Raw genomic sequence first — 26227 nt, 5'->3', positions numbered from 1 at the left:
AGGGGTCCCGGATCAGGTCAGCTCGTGGGCGACCTTCGCCTCGCGTTCGGCGATCTCGTCGGACTCCGGGACGAGCCGTCGCACACCCTTGCGCTGGAACTTCTGGCCGGCCGCGAGGCCACCGAAGTAGTAGGCGACGAGCGCGATCATGCAGCCCGCGATGTCGTCGGCGAGGTAGTGCCAGCCGAAGTAGACGGTCGCCACGACCGTGATCCCGAAGTTGATCCAGCCGGCCCAGCGGGCGATCTTGTTGTCGATCGTGGCGTGGATCATCAGCGCCACCAGCAAGGTGATGCCGCAGTGCAGCGAGGCGAAGCCACCGACCGACTGCACCACGTTGGCGTCGACGTCGAAGAGGACGTGCTGCCTGGTGAAGACCAGCGACTCCATCAGGGTGCTCGCCGGCGTCTCGGGCAGGTCGGCGTAGAGATAGGGGTACTGCAGGCCCGGACCGACCGTCGGCAGGCAGTAGTAGGAGACCGTGCCGAGGATCCAGGCGATGCACTGCGAGGCGACGAACCAGTAGCCGTAGGCCAGGTTGCGCGACCAGACCAGCCACGCGGCGACGGCGAACGGCACCAGCGGCAGGAACCACATGTAGATGTAGGAGAGGAACCAGGCCACCCAGCCGGTGCCGAGGAGGTCGTGGAGCAGGATCGCCGGGTCGGCACCGAAGAGCACCGCCTTGTCGATCAGGTGCAGCTCGTGGTCGAACTCATAGGTCTCCGGCACCACGAACGGCAGGAACGACTTGAGGTTCCGGTAGCAGACGTAGACCAGGTAGAAGCAGACGATGCCCAACGCCACGAGTGTCAGCCGCTCACGGGTCCAGTGGGTGCGGACACGCTCCTTGAAGATCGGCCCCATGTCCTTCCACTTGAACTTGGACTTCCACAGCGTTCGTGGCACGAGGTCGACGAGGAGCGCAGCTCCGACGAGGAGGGGAAGGCGGAGCCAGGACGGTCCGAGGAACCCCTCCGGGTCGAGCATGCGCTTGTCGACGATCTGCGCGGTCACGACTGCGATCAGGCCGAAGATCAGCGCGCTACTGACGAGGAAGATCTGAGCGCGGCGATACATAGCCGCTAATTCTAAGTGGCGGGTGGTTGCTCTGCCCATTCCTGGGTGCCTGGCGCCTGGGCCGTCTCGGGTATGGCCAGCCGATTCGGCTCGACCCTCAGCGTGACCGACTCCCCCGGCGCCGGTGCCGAGTCGGCGACGGCGTCGACCTCACCGACATCGTCGAGACGTACGACGAGCCGATGCTGCTCCGGCGTGGCCCTGGCCGAGACCACGGTGCCGGTGAGCGGGCCGGCCGGATCTGCGACGAAGGCCGAGCGGCGGAGCGCGACCGCTCCGGCCGGTGCCAGCCCGGCGGCCTTCAGGACCGTGTACGCCGCCGGCCCCTCGAGCACGCGGGCGTACCCCAGGAACAGGGCGGCCCAGGTGTCCGTCGGCCTCGCCCACACCTCCCGCAGGGTCCCCGCCTGCACGAGGTGACCGTCGCGCAGGAGCGCGATCCGGTCGGCGACCGCGAAGGCCTCCTCCTGGTCGTGGGTGACCATCAGCGCGGTGGTGCCCGCCTCGTGCAGGATCCGTCGCAGGTCGCCAGCGAGCCGTTCCCGCAACCCGGCGTCGAGGGCGGAGAGCGGCTCGTCGAGGAGCAGCAGCCGCGGTTCGACGGCGAGCGCCCGCGCAAGCGCGACCCGCTGTCGCTCACCGCCGCTCAGCGTGCCCGGCAGGCGGTCCTGGTAGCCGCCCAGGCCGACGAGCTCCAGCAGGTCGGCGACCTTCCTCGTACGGTCGGCGGCCGGGATCCGGCGCAACCGCATCGCGTAGGCGACGTTGTTCGCGACGCTGAGGTGCGAGAACAGCTGCCCGTCCTGGAACATCAGCGCGAAGCCGCGCTTGTGCGTCGGCACCCCGCGCAGCGGGCGCCCGTCCCAGCTGATCTCCCCCGTCGCCGGCTCCAGCCCAGCCACGGCCCGCAGCAGCGTCGACTTTCCCGACCCCGACGGCCCGAGCAGCGCCAGCACCTCCCCGTCCGCCAGTTCCAGGCTGACGTCCGAGACGGCAGCCTTCCCGTCGTACGCCACAGAGACCTCACGCAGCGACAGCATCGCAACCTCGATCCCGCCGAGACGGTAGTTCTGGTGTCCGAATCGGTAGTTCTGGCGAACCAAACTGCCATTTCGTCCGCCACAAGTGCGGACTCGGCCCCCACAGGTGCGGTTTCGGCGGTGCGGCGTTCACAGTGCTCCGATCGAGGGGACGCGGAGACGCTCGACGAGGAGCATCACGACGGCGGTGGCGGCGGCGAGGACACAGGCGGCGGCGAGGGCCATGCCGTAATTGTCCGAGCCCGGGCGGGACAGCAACCGCAGGATGACGACGGGAAGGGTGGGCCGCTCCTCGCGGACGAGGAAGGACGTCGCGCCGAACTCCCCCAGCGACGCCGCGAAGGCGAACCCGGAGGAGGCGAGGAGAGGCTTCCAGATGGCCGGTACGTCCACGGTCATGACCGCGCGGAGCGGCCCGGCCCCGAGCCCGGCGGCGGCCTGCCGGAGACGGTCGTCGACCGACCCCAGGACCGGCACCAGGGTGCGAACGACCAGGGGCAACGCCACCAGAGCCTGCGCCAGCGGCACCAGCCACGGCTCGTCGCGGAAGTCGAGCGGGTCCGACCCGAGGGTCAGGTAGAGCCCGAGCCCCAGCGTGACGGCGCTGACCCCGAGCGGCACCATGAACAGCCCGTCCAGGACGGAACGTACTCGCCGCTCGGCGACCGAACGGGACCGGCGCGTCACCGCGAACGCCACCAGCAGCCCGAGGGTCAGTGCGACCAACGAGGCCTGCACCGCGACTGCCAGCGAGGTCATCAGCGCGGTCGTGGCCGGCACCGGCAGCGGAGGGTCGAACCCAGGAGTCTGCAGGGCCGTGTAGTTCCGGAGACTCCACCGGTCATCGTCTCGCAGCGATCCGAGCAGCAGGGCGAGCAGCGGCCCGGCCACCAGCAGGACCAGCACCGACGTCGACAACAGGGCCGGGATGTCTCGCAGCGAGACCCGCCGGCGGCGTACGACGACCCGGGACTGCGCGGGGTCCGGCACCGATCGCAGCCGGCCGGCCACGACCAGCAGCCCGATGACGACCACCAGCTGGAGCACCGACAGCACCGCGGCACCGGGAAGGTCGAACAGGGTGAAGGTCAGCTTGTAGATCTCGGTCTCGATGCTGTTGTAGCGCACCCCACCGAGGGTGAGCACGATCCCGAACGCGGTCGCGCAGAAGAGGAAGACCACCGACGCCGCCGAGACGATGGCGGGACGCAGCGCCGGCAGGGTGATGGTCAACAGGACCCGGGAAGGCGAGGCGCCCAGCGCGGCAGCGGCCTCCCCGGGACGCGGGTCGAGCGACTCCCAGGCCGCCCCGACCGCGCGGATCACCACCGAGGCGTTGAAGAACACCAGCCCGAGGATGATCGCGGTCGGCGTCCCGTCGAGCCCCAACCCGGCCAACAGCCCGGCCTCGCCGATGAGCTCACGGAAGGCGACCCCGACGACGACGGTGGGGAGCACGAACGGCACCAGCAGTCCCGCCCGGATGAACCGCTGCATCGGGAAGCTCAGCCGGTAGAGCGCGTACGCAGCCGGCAGCCCGAGCGCGACGCTCAGCACCGTCGCCAGGCCCGAGGACCACAGCGTGAACCAGAGCGCCCGCTGGATCTCCGGGCGCCCCACGATCCTGGACACGACCGACGGGTCGAAGGATCCCTCGAAGAACAGGCCGCGCTGCACCATCCCGGTGACCGGCAGGACGAAGAAGACCGCCAGCACAGCCACCGGGAGAGCGGCGAGCGCGACCAGGGTCCCGATCCGCCAGATCACAGCACGACGGGTGGAGCTCACTGCGCGATCGTGTCACTCCAGGTCGCCAGCCACGCTTCCCGGTTCTCGTCGATCGCCTCAGGCTCGACGGAGAGCGGTTCAGTGGGCTGCTGGGCGAACTTCGCCCAGTCGGCGGGCAGCTCGACGCCGGAGGAGACGGGGAACACGTACATGCTCTCCGGCAGTGCCCCCTGCACGCTGTCGGAGAGCATGAAGTCGATCAGCGCCTTGGCGCCCTCGGGGTGGTCGGCGCCCTCGAGCACGCCGGCGTATTCGACCTGTCGGAAGCAGGTGTCCAGCAGCGCCTTCGTCGTCGTCTTGCCGTCCTTGACGGTGAAGGCCGGCGAGGAGTCGTACGACACGACGATCGGTCGCGTCCCCTTGCCGCCGCCCTGGGTGAAGTCGGAGTAGTAGGCCTGGTCCCAGCCGTCGACGACCTTGGTGCCGTTGTCCATCAGCTTGCCCCAGTAGTCGGCCCAGCCATCCTCGCCGTACTCGGCGACGGTCGCCAGCAGGAACGCCATGCCCGGCGTCGACGTCGCCGCGCCGGGGGTCACGAAGAGATCCTTGTACGCAGGCTCGGCCAGGTCGTCGAGCGACTCCGGCGGCGTCAGCTTCTTGGCCGCGAACCACTCGGTGTCGATGTTGACGCACACGCTGCCGTTGTCGACCGGGGTGAGGAAGTGCTTCTCGTCGCCCGGGAGGTTGAACTCGTCGACCCCGGCCGGGACCGTCTCCGGCGTGTACGCCTCCAGCGCGCCCTGGTCGATCGCCCGGCTGGCGAAGGTGTTGTCGACGCCGAAGACCGCGTCACCGTCGGGGTTGCCGGTGTCCATGGCGATCTTGGTGGTCAGCTCGCCACCGTCGCCCGCGTGCCGGATCTCGGCGGTGTAGCCGGTCTTCTCGGTGAACTCGGCCAGCACCTCCTTCGGCAGCGTGAAGCTGTCGTGCGTCAGCAGCACGACGGTCTTGTCGTCGGGGCCGCTCGACGGCTTGGCGTCCGGCTCGGCGGGGCTGCCACCGCACGCGGACAGCAGCAGAGCCGAGATTGCAGTGGCAGCGATGGCAGGCGTACGCATGCGCATTTCTGACTCCCTTCGCCGGTATCAACCGGAGCAGGTTCGGAGGGTCTGCGGCGCTGTTCGCCGCACTCTCAGGCCTCCCGGCCTCCCCTGTCTGTTCCCGGCAACACTACTGCTTGCCAGAATCGACCCATGACCGACGTCGCCATCTCGTCCTTCGACGACCTCTCCCCGAAGACCGCGTACGCCCTGTGGCGGCTGCGCCAGGACGTCTTCATCGTCGAGCAGGACTGCCCGTACCCCGATCTGGACGGCCGCGACCTCGAGCCCGGAACGCGTCACGTGGTGCTGAGCGACGGCGACCAGCTCGCCGGCACCGCCCGCATCCTCGACGACGGCGACGTGTGGCGGATCGGCCGCGTCGTCCTCGCCCCCACCCACCGCGGCAAGGGTCTGGCCGACGTGATCATGAAGGCCGCCGTCGAGGCCCTCACCGACCGCGACATCGTCCTCGACGCTCAGACGCCGCTGGCCGGCTGGTACGCCAAGTTCGGGTTCGTGAAGGACGGCGAGGAGTTCCTCGAGGACGGCATCCCGCACACCCCGATGCGCCTCACCCGCTGACGGGGGCGAACAGCACGCTGGTCTCCGTCTCCTCGCGGGTGGCCTGACCGCGTGCGGCCAACAGCTCGAGGTGAGCCTTGGTCTCCATGACCGCGAGGCCGGCGTTGAAGTAGTCGAGCTCGGCGAAGGCACGCTCGTGGCGGGTCCAGCCGAGGTCGTTGGCCACCTCGAGCGCCGAGCGCCTCCCTGCCTGCAGGGACGCCAGTGACTGGGCGAGCCGGGACTCGTGGTGGGCCAGCAGCTCGTCGACACGGGCGTGCGACGACGGGGCGACGGGGCCGTGGGCGGGGAGAAGGCGCAGGTCGGGGAGGGTGCGGACCTTGGTCAGCGAGGCCATGAAGTCGCCGAGCGGGTCGATGACCGGCACCGGCTCGAAGCCGATCGACGGCGTGATCGTGGGCAGCACGTGGTCGCCGGCGAACAGGACCGAGCCGGCCAGGTCGGCGTAGACGTAGTGGCCCTGGGTGTGACCAGGGGTGTGCACGGCATCGAGGTCGCGGCCGGCGACGTCGAGGCGTACGTCGCCCTCCAACCACCGAGAAGGCATCCGCCAGTGGGACAGGTCGGGCGCGGGCGGCGGGTTGGCGGCCCACTTCGCGGCCAGCTCGTGCGCGCCGGCGTGGGCGAGCAGCCGATCGGTCGAGACCCAGCCGTCGAGGTCGCCGTTGGTGAGCTCGAGGGTCGGCCGGTCGCCGGCGCCGAGCAGCACGTCCGCGCCGAACTCCTGACCGAGCACCGAGGCGAGCGTGTAGTGGTCGCGGTGCACATGGGTGACCAGGAAGCGCCGGATGTCACCGAACTCGAAGCCGAGCTTCTTCAGGCCGTTCTCCAGCGCAGAGCGGCCCTCGGTGATCGCCCAGCCGCCATCGACCAGCGAGAGCCCGTCGTCGCCCTCGAGGACGTAGATGTTGACCGCCTTGAGCCCGTCCATCGGCAGCGGCAGCGGGATCCGGTGTACGCCGTCGGCGACCGTCCACGCTCCCGGAGCGGACCAGTGCTCCCCCGAGTCAGGCGAGATGGCGGTGGCTGTCGACTGACTCATCGGTCTCCTTCGGGTCGACCTTTCCAGAGCCAGAGCAGACCCAGGATCGGCAACAGGGCGGGAACGAATCCGTATCCGCTCCCGAACTTCGACCATACCGAGTCATCCGGGAACCAGGACGGCACGGCCAAGGACAGGACACCGACGACGATGACGCCGCCCAGCTCGATCCACAGCATGATCTTCGCGAAGCCCGCCGACCCGTTGGCGGCTCGGCGGATCGCGAACCAGCCCGCGACGTACGTCGCCGCGGCGACCACCGAGAGCGAGTAGGCGATCGGGGCCTCGTCGAAGTCGGTGAAGACCTGCACCAGCGACCGGGCGCCCGCGGCGAGCACGAAGATCGCGTAGACGGTCAGCAGCACCAGATGCGGACCGGAACGAGTCTTGGCAGGTGAGGTCGCGGTCACCGGACCATCATGACGCGTACGGCCACGACGCCCGTCGCCAGGGCCGCCGCCGCGATCACGCCCGAGGACCAGGTCGAGCGGTCCGTACGCATCGTCTGCAGCGCCAGCGGCATCAGGCACACCAGCGCGCCGAGGTAGCCCAGGAAGGTCGACAGCGACTCCGGCTTGCGTCCGCCCGACCAGGCCGCCAGCGCCCCGATCGCGAGCACGACAGCCAGGAGCTCCAGCATCCACGCCACCTGGTCCAGCCACTTGGGCCGGGGCGCCTTCAGTACAACGCCGAGCACGGCCGCGATCGTCACGAACGCGGCATACCCGGCCACGATAAATCCGATCAGGGTCACGGCGTCCACGTGCCAATCTTCTCCAATGACCTCCACCTCCCGTGGCCCAGCCCCCGATCCGGGGCTCGTCGCCCGTCTCCGCGCCGCCGGCTGTGTCTTCGCCGAGGACGAGGCGGCGCTGCTCGAGTCCGCCCCGGTCTCCGCCCATGAACGGGAGGAGATGGTCGTACGCCGCGTGGCCGGCGAGCCGCTGGAGCTCATCCTGGGCTGGGCCGAGTTCTGCGGGCTCCGGATCCGGGTCGCGCCGGGGGTGTTCGTCCCCCGGCAGCGCTCGGCGCTGATGGTCGAGCTCGCCTGCCGGACGGCCGAGCCGGGCGCGGCCCGGAAGGTGCTCGATCTCGGCTGCGGGACCGGAGCGCTGGGCGCCGCGGTCGCGGCACGTCTCCCGGACGCGGAGGTCTGGGCCACCGACATCGACCCGGCCGCCGTCGCCTGCGCCAAGTGGAACCTGCCCCCGAGCCGGGTGCTCCTCGGCGACCTCTACGACCCGCTCCCCCACGACCTCGAGCTCGACGTGATCGTGGCCAACGCCCCGTATGTGCCCAGCGACCAGATCCGCAACATGCCGCCCGAGGCGCGCGACCACGAGCACCACGTGGCCCTCGACGGCGGCGCGGACGGACTCGACGTGCAGCGCCGCGTGATCGAGCAGGCCCCGAAGCATCTGGCCCCCGGCGGCGTACTCGTCATCGAGTCCGGCCAGGAGCAGGCGCCCGTCACCGCGAGCCTGATGCGGGAGCAGGGGCTGGTCGCGGAGATCCATCACGACGAGGACCTCTACGCGACCGCGGTGACGGGGACGATGGCCTGAAAGACGATGGCCTGAAAAGCGAGGCGTCCCTCTGATTGCACACCACCCCCGCAGTGTGCATTCAGAGGGACCGCCACCTTGAAGTTCGTCCACCCCCCACCGGCGGACGACCTTCTCGCCGATGAAACGGGCCACCCGCCGACCCATGACGCGGGTTGGGAAGAATTTTTTCGAGAATCCCGTCAGACTTCCGTCATGCAGGCTTACGGTCTGGCCCACCTGGTGCCGTTGTCCCTGCTCACAGCGGGGATCGTGGCTGTCGTCTGGCTGGGCAGGCAGCAGCGGGCCGACCCGAAGCCGTCGAGATTCTCACGAGGATTCGCGCTCGCGATCCCGCTGACGACGATCCCGCTGCAGGCCCACGAATGGGTCACCGACTTCGATCTCTTCATCGATCTGCCGATCCACCTGTGCGACCTGGCGTGGGTCGCGGCGGCCTTCGCGCTGTGGACCCACCATCCCTACCCGACCGCGCTGACCTGCTTCTGGGGCCTCACGCTGACCACGCAAGGCGTCTTCACCCCGGACGTGATGGACTTCCCGGACGTCAGCTACTTCACCTTCTGGGGCCAGCATCTGATGATCGTGACCGCCGCGGTCTACCTGGTCTTCGGGCTCAAGCTGCTACCCCGGTGGCGCGACTACGGCTGGGCGGTCGCGACCACCGCGGCATGGGCCGCGGTGGCGTACGTCCTCAACCTCGTCCTCGACGCCAACTACGGCTACCTGCGCTACAAGCCGGAGTCGGGCTCGATGCTCGATCTGCTCGGGCCGTGGCCGGTCTACGTCCTCAACGAGATCCTGATCGTCGCCGGCGTGTGGGCACTGATCACGCTGGGGCTGCGGATCTGGGCCCGTCAGGACGGGTCGACGAGGACGCCGGTGCGCTCGTAGTCGGCGAGAGCCGAGGCGTACGGCGCGAGGTCGATGCCCTTCTCGCTCACCCAGCCGTCGTCGTAGTAGGACGAGCGGTAGCGCTCGCCGGAGTCGCACAGCAGCGAGACGACGCTGCCCTCGGTGCCGGCCTCGGACATCTCGCGTACGACACCCAGCGATGCCCACACGTTGGTGCCCGTCGAGGGGCCGACCGAGCGGCCCATCCGCGCCGAGAGCCAGCGCATCGTCGCGATCGACGCCGCGTCGGGGACCTGGACCATGTCGTCGACGACCCCGCCGACGAAGGACGGCTCGACCCGCGGCCGGCCGATCCCCTCGATGCGCGACGGCATGCCGGTGGCGTAGTCGGAGGTGTCGGTCTCCCAGCCGCCGTAGAAGGCGGAGTTCTCCGGGTCGGCGACCATCAGCTTGGTGGGGTGGCGACGGTAGTGGAGGTAGCGGCCGATCGTCGCCGAGGTGCCGCCGGTGCCGGCCGAGACGACGATCCAGGTCGGCACCGGGTGTCGCTCCTGCGACATCTGGTCGAAGATCGACTCGGCGATGTTGTTGTTGCCGCGCCAGTCGGTCGCCCGCTCGGCGTAGGTGAACTGGTCCATGTAGTGGCCGCCGCACTCGCGGGCGAGGCGCTCGGCCTCGGCGTACATGTCGGGTGCGCGGTCGACGAAGTGGCAGCGGCCGCCGTGCCACTCGATCAGGCGCACCTTCTCCTCCGAGGTCGAGCGTGGCATGACCGCGACGAACGGCAGCCCGAGGAGCCCGGCGAAGTAGGCCTCCGAGACCGCGGTGGATCCGGAGGAGGCCTCGACGACCGTCGAGCCCTCGTGGAGCCAGCCGTTGCAGACCGCGTAGAGGAACAGGGACCGGGCCAGGCGGTGCTTCAGCGAGCCGGTGGGATGAACCGACTCGTCCTTCAGATAGAGGTCGACACCGCTGCTCGCACCGTCGCGGACAGGGAGCGGAACGACGTGCAGATGGGTGTCGGCCGAGCGCTGCGCGTCGGCCTCGACGCGGCGTACGGCTTCGTCGATCCAGGCGCGATGTGAGTCAGAGAGGCGAGGCACCGGCCGAGCGTAACTCCACCCTGATCTGTCCCCAGCATGTGCGGTGAGCCACAATGACAGACCGAATCACGATCGGGTCCGGGCAGTGAAGTTGCCCACAAGTTAGACCGATCTAAGGACCCCGATTAACCATTGCGGCCCCAAAAGCGAGACAAAAGACCTGTGGACGAACCTCTTGACGTAGTGCTGATCGGCGGCGGCATCATGAGCGCCACCCTGGGCGTGCTCCTCCAGGAGCTCGAGCCCAGCTGGTCCATCAAGCTGATCGAGCGGCTCGACTCAACCGCCGCCGAGTCCTCCGGCCCATGGAACAACGCCGGCACCGGTCACTCCGCGCTGTGCGAGCTCAACTACAGCCCGCAGAACGCCGACGGCTCGGTCGACATCTCCAAGGCGATCAACGTCAACGAGCAGTTCCAGCTCTCCCGTCAGCTGTGGTCCTTCCTGGTCGAGAACGGCCGCATCCCGAACCCGGACAAGTTCATCCACACCGTGCCGCACATGTCCTTCGTGTGGGGCGCCGAGAACGTCGACTACCTGCGCAAGCGCTACGAGGCGCTCTCGGTCCACCCGCTCTTCAGCGGGATGGAGTTCAGCGAGGACCCCGAGGTCATCAAGGGCTGGGCGCCCCTGCTGCTCGAGGGCCGCTCGGCCAAGGCGCTCGCCGACGAGCCGATCGCGGCCACCTGGACCAACGCCGGCACCGACGTCGACTTCGGCTCGCTCACCTCGATCCTGACCCGCACCCTGGTGGACAAGGGCGCCGACCTGGAGACCGGCTCCGAGGTCACCGACCTGCACCAGACCATGGACGGCTTCTGGCACGTCTACGGCCGCAACGAGACCGGGAAGTACCACCTGCGTTCCCGCTTCGTCTTCGTCGGCGCCGGCGGCTACGCGCTTCCGCTGCTGCAGAAGGCCGCGATCCGGGAGATCCGCGGCTTCGGCGGCTTCCCCGTCTCGGGTGAGTTCCTGCGTACGTCCAAGCCGGAGCTCGTCGCCCAGCACCGCGCCAAGGCCTACGGCAAAGCCGCCGTCGGTGCTCCGCCGATGTCGGTGCCCCACCTCGACACGCGTTATGTCGAGGGCAAGACGCACCTGATGTTCGGTCCGTACGCCGGGTGGAGCCCCCGCTTCCTCAAGACCGGATCGCTCACCGACCTGTTCCTCTCGGTGCGGCCCCACAACCTGCTGCCGATGCTGCGGGCCGGGCTGACCAACATGGATCTCACCGTCTACCTGGTCAAGGAGCTGCTGCGCTCGCCGCGCAAGAAGTTCGACGACCTCCTCGACTTCTTCCCCGCCGCCGACCGCAAGGACTGGGACCGGATCATCGCCGGCCAGCGGGTGCAGGTCATCCGCCCCGACGGCGTACTCCAGTTCGGCACCGAGGTCATCACCGCCGAGGACGGCACCATCGCCGGCCTGCTCGGCGCCTCCCCCGGCGCTTCGACTGCCCCGGCGATCATGCTCAACGTCCTGCGCCGCTGCTTCCCCGACCGTTGGGACGGCTGGCAGCCCCAGCTCAAGACGATGATCCCGGCCACCGGTGCCGAGCTCAGCGCCGACCCCGAGCTCGCCGCCGAGACCTTCGCGCGCACCGACCGCCAGCTCCACCTCGGCTAGCCATCAGCCGAATCTGCAGTTGTGGGCGACGAAACGTCAGTTTCGTCGCCACAACTGATTTCTCGACCGCCAGAACTGCCTACTCGGCGGTGAGGTGGGCTGCGACTGCCGCTGCTTGGCCCCGGATCTCGGGGATGGCGGTGGCCTCGTAGAGCGCGCCCTTGCAGGGCGGGCCGACGGTCAGAAGATTGGGTACGACGCTGCCGTCTGCTCCGATGACGTGGCCGTCCTCGGTGACGTCGATGCCGAGACGGAGGGGGTCGGGGGCGACCAGGCTGCGCTTCTGGAGCGCGAGCAGGAGCGGGTTGTCGGTGCGGGTGATGTCGGGTGAGGGGCCGGTGCAGTTGATCACCGCGGTGACCTCGCAGTCCCCGCTGGCCAGGGAGACGACCGGCTGGTCAGCAGCGTCCACCTGGCAGCCGAGCACCCCGCCGCCGAGGATCTCCAGGCGTCCCTCGGCGCGGTAGGCGTCGAGGAGGGCGGCGATGCGCGGAGCCATGCGGTGGCGGCGTACCTCCCACTCGCGGGCGTAGACCTCGCGGAAGCGACGGCGCTCCGGCTCGGGCAGGCGGCGCCAGATCGACTGGGTCGGGCCACGGAGGCCGTCGATGACCGCACGCCAGTCGACGCCGAGACCGGCCGCGTGCTCGATCTGCTCGCGCACGAGCGAGGCGATGCCGTCGGCGGTCAGCGGGCCGTCGGGGATCGGGGTCACCCAGGAGGTGAACTGGTCGTCGACATGGGGGTTGGGGAGCAGGCCGTGGCGGCTCACCATGATCACCCGGCGCTCCGGGGCGTCGTCGAGGAGCGTGACGGTGGTGTCGACGGCGGTCAGGCCGGTGCCGACGACGAGTACGGTCGCGTCGACGGGCAGGGCGCTGATCCGGGCCACGTCCCAGGGGTCCGACAGGTTCCACGGCGCCTCGGGCAGTCCGGCCAGCGGTTGGGGCGGCGGGTTGCCGTAGGCGAGCACGACGGCGTCGGCGACATGTCCTTCGTCGTCGCCTGTCAGGACCCGGAAACCGGCGCCGGCCGGCTCGACGTCGATGACCGTCTCGCCGACCGTCTCCAGCGTGCCGGGACCGGCCTCGGCCGCGTGAGCGAGCCGATCGCGCAGATAGCGCGCGTAGTCGCGCCGGGGCAGGAAGTCGATCGGGCCGAGCTCGATGCCGGCCTCGGCCGCCCAGTCGAGCAGGTCGTCACGGTCGTCGGGGAAGCCCGACATGTTGTTGGCCCGGACGTTGAGGAGATGGCGGCCGTCGGTGGTCGAGTAGGCCACTCCGTAACCCGCCTCGCCGCGCGACTCGAACAGCGTCACCGAAGCACCGCGGCGGAGCAGGTTGATCGCGGTCAGCGTGCCGCTGGCTCCTCCCCCGATGATCGCCACCGTCGGGCTGGAGGTCGGCGGGTGCGGCGCGGCGTCTGTCGTCACCTGGACAGGGTAACTGCGCTATCCAGGCTTTGTTCACCGGGTTACTCGATTTACAGACGGACCGCATAAATCTATTTGCAAAGATCTCTTTGCAGTCTACGGTGAACCCATGGCAGCACGCGAGATCGTCCCCGGAATCGACCAACTCAAGGCCCTCACCCACCCCGTGCGCGTACGCATGCTCGGGATCCTCCGCGTCGACGGACCGGCGACGGCGACCACGTTGGCCGCCCGGCTCGGCATCAACTCCGGCGCGACGTCCTACCACCTCCGGCAGCTCGCGCAGCACGGCTTCATCGAGGACGACGAGAGCCGCGGCAACGCCCGGGAGCGCTGGTGGAGGGCCGCCCACCAGGCGACCGTGACCGGTGACAGCGACGTACCGGACACCGCCGAGGGCCGCGAGACCCTCGACGCCTACCTGCAAACGGTCGTCACCATCTACGCCCAGCGCCTCCAGGAGGCGATCGAGGAGCGGGCGCTCCTCCCCCAGGAGTGGCGCGAGGCCTTCGGCCTCAACGACCGCGTCGTCCGGCTGACACCCGCCCAGGCCTCACGCGTCGAGGAGCAGGTCAACAAGATCATCGACGACCTGGAGGAGGAGCCGGAGGGCGAGGCCGTGATGTTCCAGTTCCACGTCTTCCCGCTGCCGGGTCACGTCAGCACCGACACGAGAGATGACCAGGAGAGATAGGCCATGAAGCTCCCCCTCTACGGCTGGCTCGCCGCCGAGACCATCTCGCTGGTCGGCACCCGCATCTCGATGCTGGCGCTGCCCTGGTTCGTGCTCGAGACGACCGGCAGTCCCGCCAAGGCCGGTCTGATCGCGCTCTTCGAGATGACACCGCTGGTACTCAGCAAGATCTTCGGCGGCCCGATCATCGACCGGATCGGCCCGCGCCGGGTCGCGATCGCCTGCGACCTCGGCTCGGCCGTCGTGGTCGGCCTCATCCCCCTGCTGTACGTCGCAGGCCTGCTGCACTTCCCGATCCTGCTCGCGCTCGTCGCCCTCGCCGGCGCTCTGCGCGGCCCCGGTGACTCCGCGAAGTCGTCGATGATCCCGCAGCTGGTCGAGGCGGCCGGTGTGCCGACGGAGCGGGCCACCGGGCTCCACTCGTTCGTCGAGCGCACCGCCTCGATGCTCGGCGCCGCCGCGGCGGGGCTGCTGATCGGCCTGGTCGGTGCGACCGACGCGATCATCATCGACGCCGCCTCGTTCGCCCTCGGCGCTCTGGTGCTCGCCGTGACGACCGCCGGACTGTCACGGGCCCGAGGCCCGGAGCCCGAGGAGCACCCCGCACGTCCCGCGCCCTACCGGGCTCAGCTCGCCGAGGGCTGGCACTTCCTCCGCCGCGACCGGGTGCTCCTCGGGATCGCGTTCATGGTCGCCCTGACCAACCTGATCGACCTGGCCTGGAGCAGCGTGCTGATGCCGGTATGGGGCCAGCAGCACGCCGGCCCCGAGACGATCGGCCTGCTGTTCGCCACCTTCTCCGGCTTCTCCGCGGTGGGATCGGCCGTGGCCGCGGCGCTCGGCGACCGGATCCGCCGCTACCCGACGTACCTGGTCTGCTTCCTCATCACCGGGATCCCACGGTTCCTGGTGATCGCCTTCGGGGCACCACTGTGGGTGGTGTTCGTGGTGTTCGCGATCGGCGGGACGAGCAGCGGGTTCATCAACCCGATCCTCGGTGCGATCCAGTTCGAGCGGATCCCTGCCCACGTGCTCGGCCGGGTGATGTCGCTGATCTCGGCCTTCGCCTGGGGGCTGATGCCGCTCGGCGGGCTGCTCGGCGGCAGCCTGGTCTCGGCCTTCGGCCTGACCACAGCCCTCGTGGCCTGCGGGATCGCGTACTTCGTCGTCACGATGTTCCCCGCGATCGACCCGACCTGGAAGCAGATCGAGCGGCCTAACAGGCTTCCCGCAGCCGTGGGATCCTAGGGATGCCGCCGAGCCGCTTGTTGTAGCGGACCTGGTCGGAGTAGCCCTCCAGGAGCGTCCACAGCGCCTTGTGGGCCGGCCACGGGATGGCCTCGCCGGGGAACGCCCAGCTCGAGCCGAAGCCGATCCAGACCGGGACCCAGTCCTTGGCGCAGTCCCACTCGCCGCGCTTGGACATCAGCAGCCGGTGGCGGACCTGGAAGGCGAGCCGCTGCCCGTCCTTCACGATCGGAGCCGCGCACACTCGCCACAGCGGCATGTCGAGCGCCATCAGCTCGATCTCGATGTCACCCAGAACGCGCGGGTCCACCAGGACCGTAGCGACGTTCTCATGCGGGCGCCTCATGAAGATCACGCTAGCGGCGAGCACCGACAAACGTGGCTGGATCCGCCAGGAGCGAACAGCGCGACCCGATTCGCCACCCCGCCGGACAAGACGTACGCAGCGGGCCTATCATCCCTCCCAATCTCGATCGGGCAGGGAGGCCCGAGTGGAGGATCGAGGAAGGACCCTACGTTGGCACCCCCGAGGCAGCCCAGAACGGGCGAAGAAGCCGAGAAGTACGCCGCGGAGCATCTGCACACCCTCGGCTGGCCCGACGCCGCCCCATCAGGCAGCACCGCGGCCGCTGACGTCGACATCATCGGCGGCCGGCCTGACAACGTCGTCGTCGCACAGGTGGTGCTCACCCGCTCACCGACGGAGGCGCGCAGCGTCTGTGCCGTACGCGGCGCGGGCTACGCCTACGACGCCCGGACGGTCGCGCTGTTCAGCCGCGCTGGCTACACCGTGGACGCGGTCGAGTGGGCCGACCGGGTCCGGGTCGCGCTGTTCGAGTTCGCCGCGGACGGCTCGATCCGGACGCACGGGAAGCACGCGGCCGAGCTGGTCACCACCGCCACGGCCCCAGCGCCGACCTCGGCCCTCGGCCGGGCGCCCGAGCCGGCCCCCGGGCGACACATCGACCCCACCCGCACCGGCAGCTTCACCTTCACCTCGAAGATCCCCGCGATCAGGCCCCGCCGGAGGGCCGGCGACAAGCCCGCTCCGGAGGTCGCTGCGGAGGTCGCTGCGGACGTCGCTCCCGACCCGACACCGAAGGTCGTCGAGAAGATCGCCAGCCCGCTGACCGGCCAGGTCCCCGCCTACACGACCATGAGCATCCCCAAAGCGCCGACCCCGCCGCCCGGCGAGCGCTGGGTCCCGGACGGCCTCGGTCCGATCCTGGACGCGATCGTCCGGGCGTCGCAGCTGCCCGTGGTGCTCGTCCTGGGCTCGGACCAGCGGGCCGAGTGGGTGCGGCAGACCTTCCAGGTCGGCACGATCACGGTCACCGACGAGAGCGTCCTGCCGATGCTGCTCTCGCTGGTGACGGGCCGGGAGTCGCAGTACGCGAGCGGCGAGTCCTATCACAAGGTCGACGGCCTCAAGCCCCAGGGCGAACGGGCGCTGGAGTCCTGGCGGGCGTGGGAGGCGTACGACCGCGCGATGGCCATCTATCGCCGGGCGGTCTGAGTCCCAGGCCGCTCAGCAGTAGCCGAGCATCTCCGCGAGCGCCCGTCGCTCGCTGTCGTCGGCGGCGAGCGACCAGCGCGCCTTGGTCTCGATCCAGCGGGCTGCGTACGCACACTGGAACCCCTTCCGCGGACGCCAGCCCGCCGGGTCGTCGTCGCTCTTGCTCATGTTGGTCGGGCCGTCGACGGCGAGCAGGTTGCCCAGGTCGTTGGCGAAGGCACGGCGCCGGTCCGGGGACCAGCCGCTCGCGCCGGAGCGCCAGGCCTCCGAGAGCGGCACGACGTGGTCGATCTGGATCGCCTGAGCCTGCCGGGGCTCCTTCAGGTCGGTGAAGATCAGGCGTCTGCCGGTGTAGGGGTCGACCCACGTCCCGGCGAGCACGTCGTGGTCGCAGCGCCCCTGCGGCCGGGTCCGCACCTCGACGGCGTCACGCAGGAGCACGTCGTCGCGCTGGTTGCACCCGTTGCCGTCGCTGTCCGCCCAGCTCCCGCCGAACGATGAGCGCGCGTAGACAACCAGCCCGTCGGGTCGCCTCGCGACCGTCGCCAGATCCGCGAGATCACGGCGTGCCTCAGGCACGTCGACCGGCCCCGCCGAAGGCTCCGCGGTCGCCACCGGCGGCGTACGTCGTATCGCCGGCGCGTCCTCGGGGAGCCACAACGAGATCGCCCAGCCGGCGATCGCCAGCAGGACGACCAGCACTCCCAGCGACGTACGTCTCCCCACGCCGTCGCATTGTGCCCACGACCACCGACATCGATCCGCCGCACCGCAGGTATTACCGAACGATGACGGATGTGCCGACCCCTGTCGCCCGCGGGTCAGCGCTGGCAGAGTGAAGGCATGACTGGGCTGGACATGGGACAGGCACCCCGCGCCGAAGTCGGGGTCATCGGCGGGACCGGGCTCTACGAGTTCTTGACCGATGCCGAGGAGGTGGCGATCGAGACTCCCTACGGTGATCCGTCCGCGCTGGTCACGGTGGGGACGGTCGCCGGGCGGTCGGTGGCCTTCGTGCCGCGCCACGGCCGCTCGCACGAGTACCCGCCGCACGCCATCCCCTACCGCGCCAACCTCTGGGCACTGAGGTCGCTGGGCGTGACCCAGGTGCTCTCCCCCAGCGCTGTCGGCGGTCTCCGGCCGGATGCCGTCGCCACCGGCGACCTGGTCACCCCCGACCAGCTCGTCGACCGCACCTGGCGCCGGATCCCGAGCTACGTGGAGAGCGGCGCCACCCACGTACCTCTGGCCGACCCCTACTGCGCGCGGATCGCCAAGGCGTACGTCGCCGCCGACTCTTCCGTGAAGGTCGGCGGCACGCTCATCGTGATCGAGGGTCCGCGGTTCTCGACCCGGGCGGAGTCGATCCACCATGCCGCCCAGGGCTGGACGCTGGTCGGGATGACCGGCGCCCCGGAGGCGGCGCTCGCCCGCGAGATGCGGATGTGTTACGCGCCGTTGTGCCTGGTCACCGACATGGACGCGGGTGCGGCCGAGGGCGAGGGCGTCGACGAGGACGACGTCTACGCGCTCTTCGCGGCCAACCTGGAGCGGATGCGCACCATCCTCGCCGACACGATCGAGGGCCTGCCCGACCCGGCCGGATGCTCGTGCTCGACCTGGGCCGAGGGCAAGACCCTCGCCTACGAGATCCCATGAGGGTCCTGCTCACCGGGTCCGCCGGGTTCATCGGCACCGCGATCGGCCGGGTGCTGGAGGATGCGGGCCACGAGGTCGTACGCGTCGACGTGCTGTTGCCGATGGCCCACGGCGAGGCGGCCGAGGTGCCGCCCGGGACGAACCTCCTCGATGTACGCGACGCCGTCGGCTGGGGCGACCTGCTGGACGGCATCGACGCGGTGTGCCACCAGGCCGCGGTCGTCGGTGCCGGGGTGACCGTGGCCGACCTCCCGCTGTACGCCGCGCACAACGACCTCGGCACCGCAGCGCTCCTGGCCGCGATGAGCGAGCACGGCGTCTCCCGGCTGGTGCTCGCCTCCTCGATGGTCGTCTACGGCGAGGGCCGCTACGTCTGCGCGACCCACGGCGACCGGGTCCCGCCACCGCGCTCGCGGGCCGCGCTCGACTCCGGCGACTTCGAGAACCACTGCGATCTCTGCGGCGGCGCACTGACCTGGGCGGCGGTCGCCGAGTCCGCCCGGCTCGACCCGCGCAGCTCGTACGCCGCCAGCAAGGTCGCCCAGGAGCACTACGCCTCCGCGTGGGCTCGTCAGGCCGACGCGACCGCGATCGCGCTGCGCTACCACAACGTCTACGGGCCGCACATGCCCGCGGACACGCCCTACTCCGGGGTCGCCGCCATCTTCCGGTCCTCCCTGGAGCGGGGCGAGGCGCCGCAGGTGTTCGAGGACGGCGGCCAGCAGCGCGACTTCGTGCACGTCGACGACGTGGCCCGCGCCAACCTGGCGGCACTGGAGTCGACCTCCGAGCGCCCACGCGGCGAGCTGGCGGCCTACAACGTCGCCTCCGGCCACCCGGTCACGATCAGCGAGGTGGCCTCGCTGGTCGCTCGCGGAACACGGACGCAGGTGGAGCCGGTGGTCACCGGGCGCTACCGGATCGGCGACGTACGCCATGTCGTCGCGTCCCCGGAGCTCGCGGAGAAGGAGCTCGGCTTCCGCGCCGAGGTGCTGCCGGAGGTCGGTCTGCCGGCCTTCGCGACCGCGCCGCTGCGGTCCTAGGATCACCAGCTCGTGTAGAGCAGGTGCTGGACGAGCAGCGCGGTGAGGAGCTGCAGGGCCAGGCCGGGCCGTCGCCAGCGCTCGGGCAGCAGGGCGCAACCGAGGGTGAGCCAGGGCATGAACGGCAGCCAGATCCGCTCCACCTCCGCCCGGCTCATCTGGGAGGCGTCGGCGAGAGCGACCATGATCACCGCGGCCGCGACCAGCACGACGACCACCCGGTCGGCCTGTTCGCGGCGGGCCGCCCAGGTGGCGCCGAGCCCGGCGCCGACGAGCGGCCCGGCGCTGAGCGCGAGCGCGGCCAGGTTCCCCCAGGTCCAGTAGGCGCCCGGCCGCTGGTTCGCCAGTCCGTCCCAGTAGCGGTCGACCAGCACCGGATACGCCTCCCACCAGGCGAAACCGCCGGCGGCGAAGGCGAGGACCACCGCGAGCGCCGATGCCGCCGCGATCGGCAGCGCCCACCAGCCCCGACCGAGCCAGAGCACGGCGAGCGCGAGCACGCCGGTGAGCGGGAGGCCGTACGACATCATCACGACGTAGCCGAGGAGCAGGCCGGCGAGGACCGCCCACGGCCAGCCCCGAGCGGCCCAGGCCCGGCAGGCGAGGGCCAGACAGCACATCCCCCAGGCGACCGCGACCGCCATCACCGCATCGGCCGACACCGCCAGGAACACCGCGCTCGGAGACAGGACCAGGTACGGCGCCGCCGCCCGCGCCGCCTCCTCGGCGCCGAGGACGCGGACCGTCGTCATGACCGCCGGCGGCAAGGTCGCGGCGAGCGCGACGACGACCAGGCCCGCGGCGAGATCTCCGCCGAGGCCGACATGAACCAGGAGCACGAAGAAGAGCACCATCCCGGGCGGGTGGCCGGCGATGTGCACCGGCCAGTTCCCCTCCGGGGCGTCGTAGGGGATCCGGGAGACGTACTCGCGCAGCAGCCCCGGTACGTCGTCGACCGCCCTGGCCGTCTCGAGGTACTCCGTCGGGTTCCCCAGCACCCGCGAGATGCCCTCGGGGCCGTCCACCAGCGCCAGCGCCAGCAGCCACACCAGCCCCGCGGCGTACGCGACCAGGAGCAGGCGCCGCCAGGGCAGCCGCCTCGCCATCGGATCGGCCCAGCGCAGCGACGCGAGCGCGAGCAGGACCGCGGGGACCGTGCCGATACCCACCTTGACCTGCGGATATCCGTGGAGCGGAGGGAACGTGCCGTCGTCGGGGTGCACGCGCGGCCACACCTGCCAGTCGAGCAGGGGCGGCACGACAACAGCCGCCACGATGAGCACGAGCGTGACGACGAGCCCCACCAGGGCGGCGCGGTGAGCTGAGGAGTTCACGACTGCGAGCGTAGGTCCGCGGCGGCCCGATGGCCGTCGGCGCACGGGCCCGTCACCGGACCGTAAGATCTGCGGGCCCCATCGGCGGCGGCTCGTTCCTAGAGTCGATCGCATGGCCGAGACCAGCCCCGAGACCAGCCCCGGGACCAGCCCCGGGACCAGCCCAGACATAGACCTTGTGCTGCCCTGCCGCGACGAGGCCGCAGCTCTGCGCGAGCTGCTGCCACGGGTGCCGGCGGGGCTCTCCGTGATCGTCGTCGACAACGGCTCGACCGACGGCACCGCCGACGTCGCCCGCGCGCAGGGGGCGCGGGTGGTGTCGGAGTCGCGGCCGGGGTACGGGGCGGCGGTGCACGCCGGGCTGCTGGCCGCGACTGCTCCCTATGTCGTGGTGATGGACGGAGACGGCTCGTTCGATCCCGCGGCCGCGCTGCCTCTGGTGGAGACGATCAGGCGCGACGAGGCCGATCTCGCGCTGGGCTGCCGCCGGCCGGTGACCCCCGGCGCCCAGCCGTGGCACGCCAGGGGCGGCAACCGGCTGGTCCTGGCCGCCCTGCGGCGTCGCACCGGTCTGCGGGTACGTGACATCGCGCCGCTGCGCGCGGCTCGCCGGGAGGCGCTGCTCGGCCTCGGCGTGGAGGACCGGCGCTCGGGCTATCCGGTCGAGCTCCTTGATCGTGCCGCCCGCGCCGGCTGGCGGGTCCACGAGATCGACGTCGACTACCACCCTCGGACCGCAGGGACCCGCTCGAAGGTCTCCGGCTCCGTGCGGGGCAGCCTGCGGGCGGCGTACGACTTCTGGCGGGTGCTCTCGTGATTGAGCCGACGCTCCTCCTCGTTGCCAAGGCACCGGTGCCCGGGCTGGTGAAGACCCGGCTCGCGGCCGACGTCGGGGAGACGGCCGCCACCGCCGTCGCGGCGGCCGCGCTGCTGGACACGATCGAGGCCTGCACACTGGCCGTGGGACCAGAGCGATGCCGGCTGGCCCTCTCCGGCGATCTCGCCGAAGCGGTCCGGGCGGACGAGATCCGGACCGCTCTCGCGGGGTGGACGCTTGCCCCGCAACGCGGAGACGGACTCGGCGAGCGACTCGCGAACGCCCACGCCGAGGTCTCCGGACCGGTGGTGCAGATCGGCATGGACACCCCGCAGGTGACCCCGGCCGGACTGCTGGCCGTGGCCGACGGCCTGGAGGCGGCCGATGCCGTGCTCGCTCCGGCCGAGGACGGCGGCTGGTGGGCCCTGGCACTCCGCGACCCGTCGGCCGCCACCGCGCTGCGCGACGTCCCGATGTCCACCCCCGAGACGTACGCAGCCACCCGCGCCGCCCTCGAAGCAGTCGGCCTCCGGGTCCCCGCCGGCGAGCGGCTGCGCGACGTCGACCATCTGGCCGACGTCGCTCCGGTCGCAGCAGCCGCCCCGCACACCCGCTTCGCGCGGGTCGCGGCCGAGATCGCGCGGGTCGCCCGATGACCGCGGTGGCGGCCGAGTCGGCGTTCGCGCATGCCTTCGCCAGCGAGGACTGCCGGGTGGTGAGCGTCGACGGCAGGTCCTCGCGACTTCCGGTCGAGGACTGGACCCGCACCGCCGACGCGGCGGACCTCGCCCTGCTCTCCTACTGCGCGGGACCGACGGTCGATCTCGGCTGCGGCCCCGGCAGGATGACCGCCGCTCTGGCCGCCCGCGGGCTGCCGTCGCTCGGCGTCGACGTCGTCCCGGAGGCGGTTGCCCAGACCGAGGCCCGAGGTGGGCGCGCGGTCTGTCGCGACCTCTTCGAGCCGTTGCCCGGTGAGGGCTGGTGGACGACCGCTCTCCTCGCCGACGGCAACCTCGGCATCGGCGGCGACCCGCTCGCCCTCCTCGCCCGCGTACGCCGGCTGCTGGCGCCGGGCGGCCGCGTGGTCGCCGAGGTGCACCCGCCCGGGACGCCGAGCGGCCCGCTGCTCGCGGAACTGGTCTGCCGGTGCGGCGGCTCCTCGCAGTTCCCGTGGGCGGTCGTCGGTGCCGATGCGATCGGATCGATCGCGGCCGAGGTCGGGCTCGCGGTCAGTCGGCTCGAGCCGCTGCCGCACCGCCGAACACAGCCCCGCCGGTCGGTCCCGGCCCTGTTCACCCCAGCCGGTGACCGCTGGGTCGTCGTACTCGTGGAGGAGACCGCATGAGAATCCCCTCCGAGGACTCCTTCACCTCGCGCCTGCGCAGCGCGGCGGTCGCCGCGCGGGTCGGGCTCTGGCTCGGCGTCTGCTTCCTGGTCGCGCTCGTGACCGGCCTGATCAGCCACTACGCCCAGCTCGACCATCAGCCGGTGCCGCTCCCGGCCAGCCCGTCGCGGCTCTACCAGCTGACCCAGGGCCTGCACGTAGTCGCCGGCACCGCGGCGATCCCGCTGCTGCTGGTCAAGCTGTGGGTCGTCTTCCCCAAGCTCTTCCAGCCGGTGCCGCGGCAGGTCCGCGAGGCACTGCCGACGGCGCTGGAGCGTGGCTCCATCGCGATCCTGGTCAGCACCTCGCTGGTCCAGCTCGCCACCGGCCTGCTCAACGTCGCGCAGTGGTATCCGTGGGGCTTCAGCTTCCGCAGCACCCACTACGCGCTCGCCTTCGTCGCCGTCGGAGCTCTGCTGGTCCACATCGCGGTGAAGCTGCCCGTCGTCCGCGAGGCCCTGAAGGTCGATGTCGACGACACCTCCCACGACCGGCCGAACGCGGTCCGGCCGGGGCCGGTCAGCCGGCGCGGCGTGCTCGCCCTGGCCGGCACGTCCGCGGTCGCTGCCGCCGTGCTCTATGCGGCGGGCACCGTCCCGGGGCTCAGCCGGATCGCCGCCCTCTCGCCACGCTCCCGTGAGCACGGCATCCCGATCAACCGCACCGCGCACTCGGCCGGGGTGGTGGCCGAAGCGAGCAGCTCCGCCTACCGGCTCGAGCTCGTCCACGGCACCACGACCCGGTCGCTGACCCGCGACGACCTGGTCGCCATGAAGCAGCGCACCCACACCCTCCCGATCGCCTGCGTCGAGGGCTGGAGCGCCTCGGGCGAGTGGGGCGGCGTACGTCTCCGCGACCTGCTCGACCTGGTCGGCGCCCCGCCGGGGCGCGAGGTGCGGGTCCGGTCGATCCAGACGTTCAGCGCCTCGGCCGACACGGTGCTTCCGCCGAACTTCGCCGATGACGACCGGACCCTGATGGCCCTCAGGCTCGACGGAGAGACGCTCTCGATGGACCACGGCTACCCGGTCCGGCTGATCGCGCCCGACCGTCCCGGGGTCATGCAGACCAAATGGGTCTCCCGGATCGAGGTGCTCTGATGAGAGGAATCCGGGGAGCGCTGATCTTGCTCGGCGCGGTCGGGATGGCGTACGGCGCCTGGCTGCTGGTGAGCCGGCAGGACCTGGGCCAGATCGTCGAGGTCGTGCTCTGGCTGGCAGCGGCGGTCGTGATCCACGACGGGATCCTGGCGCCGGTGGTGCTCGGGCTCGGCTGGCTCGGCGGCCGGCTATTGCCGCGAGCGGTCGCCCGGGGCGCGGTCACGGTGCTGGTCCTGCTCGGGCCGGCGGTCCTGGTCGCGATCCCGGTCCTCGGCCGGTTCGGCGCGAAGCCGGACAACCCGACACTGCTGGACCGCGACTACACCCAGGGACTGCTGGTCTTCGCGGCGCTGTGCGTGTGCGCCGGTGTCGCCGTCGCGCTCGGCGAACTACGCTCACGACAGCCCGTCCGAGCGAACACCGAGGAGGAGGAGTAGGCCCATGGCACGCGTGCTCGTGGTCGACGACGACCTCACCGTTCGCGAGGTGCTGGCCTCCTACCTGCGCGCGGGCTCGCACGACGTCGTCGAGGCCGGCGACGGCGAGCAGGCGCTGCGCGCGATGAGCGAGCGGCCGGCCGACATCGTCATCCTCGACCTGATGCTGCCCGGCATCGACGGCCTGGAGGTGTGCCGGCGGCTGCGGCAGGCGAGCGAGGTGCCGATCATCATGCTCACCGCGCTCGGCAGCGAGGCCGACCGGATCATGGGGCTCGAGCTGGGCGCCGACGACTACGTCGGCAAGCCGTTCAGCCCGCGGGAGCTGGTGCTGCGCGTCGACTCGGTGCTCAAGCGCACCGGCCACTCCGGCGAGGGCGGCGTCGTCTCCGACGGCTCCCTGGTGGTCGACGCCGACCGGCGAGTGGCGACCAACGCCGGGACCGAGCTGTCCTTGACCACCCGGGAGTTCGACCTGCTCCGCTACCTGATCGCCCATCCCGGCAAGGCCTTCACCCGGGAGGACCTGCTCGAGCACGTCTGGGGATGGACGATCGGCGACCGCTCGACGGTCACGGTCCACGTACGCCGGCTGCGGGAGAAGATCGAGTCCGACCCGACCCGGCCGGAGCGGCTGGTGACGGTCTGGGGCGTCGGCTACCGCTGGGAGACCGCGGAGGTGACGGCGTGAAGACCGCCGACGCCGTCCAGATCGCCCTCGTCGCCGCGGGCGCCGGTCTCGCCGTCGGCCTGGTCGGGCTCCTGGTCGCCTGGCTGACGCGGCGCTGGTCGATCCGCTGGCAGCTCACCCTGGCCGCTGCCGTCGCGGTGCTGACGGTCTTCGGTGGCGTACTCGGCGTCGCCTGGCTCATGTTCCTCTCCGGCCATGACCTGCAGGTCATCACCGTCGTCACCTCGATCGCCGTGGTGGTGGCGATCCTGGTCGCGTTCGTCATCGGCTCCGCGATGGTGCGCTGGTCGGGCGCGATCCAGCGGCAGGCCCGGGAGATGGCTCTCGGCGGCCACCAGCAGCCCTCGGAGAGCGGACCCCGCGAGCTCCGGTCGCTGTCGGCCGAGCTCGCCGAGACCCAGCGTCGTCTCGAGGAGGCGAGCGCACGGGAGGCCCGGCTCGAGGAGTCCCGGCGCGAACTGGTCTCCTGGGTCGCCCACGACCTGCGTACGCCGCTCTCGGGTCTTCGGGCGATGGCCGAGGCGCTCGAGGACGGGATCGCCGCAGACCCGCACCGCTACCACCAGCGCATCCGCGTCGAGGTCGAGCGTCTGGCCCGTCTCGTGGACGACCTCTTCGAGCTCTCCCGGATCCAGGCCGGCGCCCTCACCCTGACGCCGGAGCCGGTCCTGCTCGGCGACCTGGTCAGCGAGGCGCTGGCCGGAGCCGATCCGGTCGCCCGAGAGCGGCGGGTCCGGCTCGGGGGCCAGGTCGAGGACGGCCTCGAGATCACCGCAGACCCGGCCAGCCTGTCCCGCGTCGTGTCCAACCTGCTGATGAACGCCATCCGCCACACCCCCGCCGACGGCACGGTGGAGGTGCGCTGCCAGATGGCCCCGGGAGACGTACGCAGCGTCGACCTCAGTGTCAGCGACGGCTGTGGCGGCCTGGATCCGGGCGACATGGAGCGGGTCTTCGATCTCGGCTGGCAGGGCAGCTCCGCCCGCACCCCGGCCGTGCCCGAGGGCGCCGACGGCACCAGCGCTCAGGGCGCAGGGTTCGGCCTCGCCATCGTCAAGGGCCTCGTCGACGCGCACCGCGGCCGGGTCTGGGTGGAGAACCTTCCGGCCGCAACCGGCTGCCGGTTCCACGTACGCCTGCCGGCATGA

28 protein-coding genes and 1 riboswitch are annotated in these 26227 nt (G+C 71.0%); of the genes, 16 read left to right on the top strand and 12 right to left on the bottom strand.

The window, feature by feature from the left end:
- Window positions 1-12: 12 nt before the first annotated feature.
- From ACIO3S_RS21705 to ACIO3S_RS21690, 4 genes are all read right to left on the bottom strand, one after another.
- Window positions 13-1080, bottom strand: coding sequence for a phosphatase PAP2 family protein (locus ACIO3S_RS21705; RefSeq protein WP_160026369.1), 1068 nt, complete (start codon window positions 1078-1080; stop codon window positions 13-15).
- Between the two features lie 11 nt (window positions 1081-1091).
- Window positions 1092-2183: an ABC transporter ATP-binding protein gene (locus ACIO3S_RS21700; RefSeq protein ID WP_400467803.1), complete on the bottom strand. Its 1092-nt coding sequence runs from the start codon at window positions 2181-2183 to the stop codon at window positions 1092-1094.
- A gap of 66 nt (window positions 2184-2249) precedes the next feature.
- Window positions 2250-3908, bottom strand: a complete 1659-nt coding sequence (locus ACIO3S_RS21695) for an ABC transporter permease (protein ID WP_400467802.1) — start codon at window positions 3906-3908, stop codon at window positions 2250-2252.
- Complete coding sequence (locus ACIO3S_RS21690) at window positions 3905-4966, bottom strand: thiamine ABC transporter substrate binding subunit (protein WP_400467801.1); 1062 nt, start codon at window positions 4964-4966, stop codon at window positions 3905-3907. The genes ACIO3S_RS21695 and ACIO3S_RS21690 overlap by 4 nt, the downstream gene beginning before the upstream one ends.
- Window positions 4963-5071, bottom strand: a riboswitch (TPP riboswitch). Its footprint overlaps the gene before it by 4 nt.
- 30 nt (window positions 5072-5101) lie before the next feature.
- Between ACIO3S_RS21690 and ACIO3S_RS21685 the strand changes: the two genes are divergently transcribed.
- Entirely contained in the window at window positions 5102-5533 is a 432-nt protein-coding gene (locus tag ACIO3S_RS21685) for a GNAT family N-acetyltransferase (protein WP_400467800.1), read from the top strand.
- Here ACIO3S_RS21685 and ACIO3S_RS21680 read toward each other — a convergent pair.
- From ACIO3S_RS21680 to ACIO3S_RS21670, 3 genes are read right to left on the bottom strand one after another with little or no spacing between them, the layout of a single operon-like run.
- Window positions 5523-6575 (bottom strand): MBL fold metallo-hydrolase, encoded by a 1053-nt coding sequence (locus tag ACIO3S_RS21680; protein WP_400467799.1) that lies wholly within the window; start codon window positions 6573-6575, stop codon window positions 5523-5525. The genes ACIO3S_RS21685 and ACIO3S_RS21680 overlap by 11 nt on opposite strands.
- Window positions 6572-6985, bottom strand: coding sequence for a hypothetical protein (locus ACIO3S_RS21675; protein ID WP_400467798.1), 414 nt, complete (start codon window positions 6983-6985; stop codon window positions 6572-6574). The genes ACIO3S_RS21680 and ACIO3S_RS21675 overlap by 4 nt, the downstream gene beginning before the upstream one ends.
- Window positions 6982-7338: a hypothetical protein gene (locus ACIO3S_RS21670; protein WP_160026364.1), complete on the bottom strand. Its 357-nt coding sequence runs from the start codon at window positions 7336-7338 to the stop codon at window positions 6982-6984. Before ACIO3S_RS21670 ends, ACIO3S_RS21675 begins: the two co-directional genes overlap by 4 nt.
- Before the next feature lie 16 nt (window positions 7339-7354).
- Between ACIO3S_RS21670 and ACIO3S_RS21665 the strand changes: the two genes are divergently transcribed.
- Entirely contained in the window at window positions 7355-8140 is a 786-nt protein-coding gene (locus tag ACIO3S_RS21665) for a putative protein N(5)-glutamine methyltransferase (RefSeq protein ID WP_400467797.1), read from the top strand.
- Window positions 8141-8335: 195 nt separating this feature from the next.
- Complete coding sequence (locus ACIO3S_RS21660; protein WP_400467796.1) at window positions 8336-9034, top strand: TIGR02206 family membrane protein; 699 nt, start codon at window positions 8336-8338, stop codon at window positions 9032-9034.
- Here ACIO3S_RS21660 and ACIO3S_RS21655 read toward each other — a convergent pair.
- Entirely contained in the window at window positions 8998-10098 is a 1101-nt protein-coding gene (locus ACIO3S_RS21655; RefSeq protein WP_400467795.1) for a PLP-dependent cysteine synthase family protein, read from the bottom strand. The genes ACIO3S_RS21660 and ACIO3S_RS21655 overlap by 37 nt on opposite strands.
- A 162-nt stretch (window positions 10099-10260) precedes the next feature.
- On the opposite strand from ACIO3S_RS21655, the gene ACIO3S_RS21650 reads away from it, so the two are divergent.
- Complete coding sequence (locus ACIO3S_RS21650) at window positions 10261-11724, top strand: malate:quinone oxidoreductase (protein ID WP_400467794.1); 1464 nt, start codon at window positions 10261-10263, stop codon at window positions 11722-11724.
- Between the two features lie 79 nt (window positions 11725-11803).
- Here ACIO3S_RS21650 and ACIO3S_RS21645 read toward each other — a convergent pair whose 3' ends face one another.
- The gene (locus ACIO3S_RS21645) at window positions 11804-13156 is read right to left on the bottom strand and encodes an FAD/NAD(P)-binding protein (RefSeq protein ID WP_400467793.1); all 1353 of its coding nucleotides are present in this window, start codon (window positions 13154-13156) and stop codon (window positions 11804-11806) included.
- A gap of 109 nt (window positions 13157-13265) precedes the next feature.
- Between ACIO3S_RS21645 and ACIO3S_RS21640 the strand changes: the two genes are divergently transcribed.
- Both ACIO3S_RS21640 and ACIO3S_RS21635 read left to right on the top strand, forming a co-directional pair.
- Complete coding sequence (locus ACIO3S_RS21640; RefSeq protein ID WP_400467792.1) at window positions 13266-13850, top strand: ArsR/SmtB family transcription factor; 585 nt, start codon at window positions 13266-13268, stop codon at window positions 13848-13850.
- A 3-nt stretch (window positions 13851-13853) separates the two neighbouring features.
- Window positions 13854-15098: an MFS transporter gene (locus ACIO3S_RS21635; RefSeq protein WP_400467791.1), complete on the top strand. Its 1245-nt coding sequence runs from the start codon at window positions 13854-13856 to the stop codon at window positions 15096-15098.
- Here the strand turns inward: ACIO3S_RS21635 and ACIO3S_RS21630 are convergent.
- Entirely contained in the window at window positions 15067-15444 is a 378-nt protein-coding gene (locus ACIO3S_RS21630) for a hypothetical protein (RefSeq protein ID WP_350713688.1), read from the bottom strand. The two genes, ACIO3S_RS21635 and ACIO3S_RS21630, sit on opposite strands and share 32 nt — an antisense overlap.
- A gap of 171 nt (window positions 15445-15615) precedes the next feature.
- On the opposite strand from ACIO3S_RS21630, the gene ACIO3S_RS21625 reads away from it, so the two are divergent.
- Entirely contained in the window at window positions 15616-16614 is a 999-nt protein-coding gene (locus ACIO3S_RS21625; RefSeq protein ID WP_400467790.1) for a hypothetical protein, read from the top strand.
- A gap of 12 nt (window positions 16615-16626) precedes the next feature.
- Here ACIO3S_RS21625 and ACIO3S_RS21620 read toward each other — a convergent pair whose 3' ends face one another.
- Window positions 16627-17340: an HNH endonuclease family protein gene (locus ACIO3S_RS21620; RefSeq protein ID WP_400467789.1), complete on the bottom strand. Its 714-nt coding sequence runs from the start codon at window positions 17338-17340 to the stop codon at window positions 16627-16629.
- Between the two features lie 117 nt (window positions 17341-17457).
- Here ACIO3S_RS21620 and ACIO3S_RS21615 point away from each other — a divergent pair, with 117 nt between their 5' ends.
- Window positions 17458-18273, top strand: a complete 816-nt coding sequence (locus ACIO3S_RS21615; protein ID WP_400467788.1) for an S-methyl-5'-thioadenosine phosphorylase — start codon at window positions 17458-17460, stop codon at window positions 18271-18273.
- Complete coding sequence (locus ACIO3S_RS21610) at window positions 18270-19316, top strand: NAD-dependent epimerase/dehydratase family protein (RefSeq protein WP_400467787.1); 1047 nt, start codon at window positions 18270-18272, stop codon at window positions 19314-19316. Before ACIO3S_RS21615 ends, ACIO3S_RS21610 begins: the two co-directional genes overlap by 4 nt.
- Before the next feature lie 2 nt (window positions 19317-19318).
- On the opposite strand, the gene ACIO3S_RS21605 is transcribed toward ACIO3S_RS21610, so the two are convergent.
- On the bottom strand, window positions 19319-20650 hold the full coding sequence (locus ACIO3S_RS21605; RefSeq protein WP_400467786.1) for a hypothetical protein: 1332 nt from the start codon (window positions 20648-20650) through the stop codon (window positions 19319-19321).
- A 112-nt stretch (window positions 20651-20762) separates the two neighbouring features.
- Between ACIO3S_RS21605 and ACIO3S_RS21600 the strand changes: the two genes are divergently transcribed.
- The 7 genes from ACIO3S_RS21600 to ACIO3S_RS21570 are packed head-to-tail and all read left to right on the top strand — an operon-like array spanning window position 20763 to window position 26227.
- The gene (locus ACIO3S_RS21600) at window positions 20763-21467 is read left to right on the top strand and encodes a glycosyltransferase family 2 protein (RefSeq protein WP_400467785.1); all 705 of its coding nucleotides are present in this window, start codon (window positions 20763-20765) and stop codon (window positions 21465-21467) included.
- Window positions 21464-22123, top strand: coding sequence for a DUF2064 domain-containing protein (locus tag ACIO3S_RS21595; RefSeq protein ID WP_400467784.1), 660 nt, complete (start codon window positions 21464-21466; stop codon window positions 22121-22123). Before ACIO3S_RS21600 ends, ACIO3S_RS21595 begins: the two co-directional genes overlap by 4 nt.
- Window positions 22120-22812 (top strand): methyltransferase domain-containing protein, encoded by a 693-nt coding sequence (locus tag ACIO3S_RS21590; protein ID WP_400467783.1) that lies wholly within the window; start codon window positions 22120-22122, stop codon window positions 22810-22812. Before ACIO3S_RS21595 ends, ACIO3S_RS21590 begins: the two co-directional genes overlap by 4 nt.
- Complete coding sequence (locus tag ACIO3S_RS21585) at window positions 22809-23951, top strand: molybdopterin-dependent oxidoreductase (protein WP_400467782.1); 1143 nt, start codon at window positions 22809-22811, stop codon at window positions 23949-23951. Before ACIO3S_RS21590 ends, ACIO3S_RS21585 begins: the two co-directional genes overlap by 4 nt.
- On the top strand, window positions 23951-24388 hold the full coding sequence (locus tag ACIO3S_RS21580) for a hypothetical protein (protein WP_400467781.1): 438 nt from the start codon (window positions 23951-23953) through the stop codon (window positions 24386-24388). The genes ACIO3S_RS21585 and ACIO3S_RS21580 overlap by 1 nt, the downstream gene beginning before the upstream one ends.
- 4 nt (window positions 24389-24392) lie before the next feature.
- Window positions 24393-25079, top strand: a complete 687-nt coding sequence (locus tag ACIO3S_RS21575) for a response regulator transcription factor (protein WP_400467780.1) — start codon at window positions 24393-24395, stop codon at window positions 25077-25079.
- On the top strand, window positions 25076-26227 hold the full coding sequence (locus ACIO3S_RS21570; protein WP_400467779.1) for a sensor histidine kinase: 1152 nt from the start codon (window positions 25076-25078) through the stop codon (window positions 26225-26227). The genes ACIO3S_RS21575 and ACIO3S_RS21570 overlap by 4 nt, the downstream gene beginning before the upstream one ends.

This window comes from Nocardioides sp. NPDC087217 (assembly GCF_044744805.1).
GTDB lineage: Bacteria > Actinomycetota > Actinomycetes > Propionibacteriales > Nocardioidaceae > Nocardioides.
This window is presented reverse-complemented; position numbering and strand designations above follow the sequence as displayed.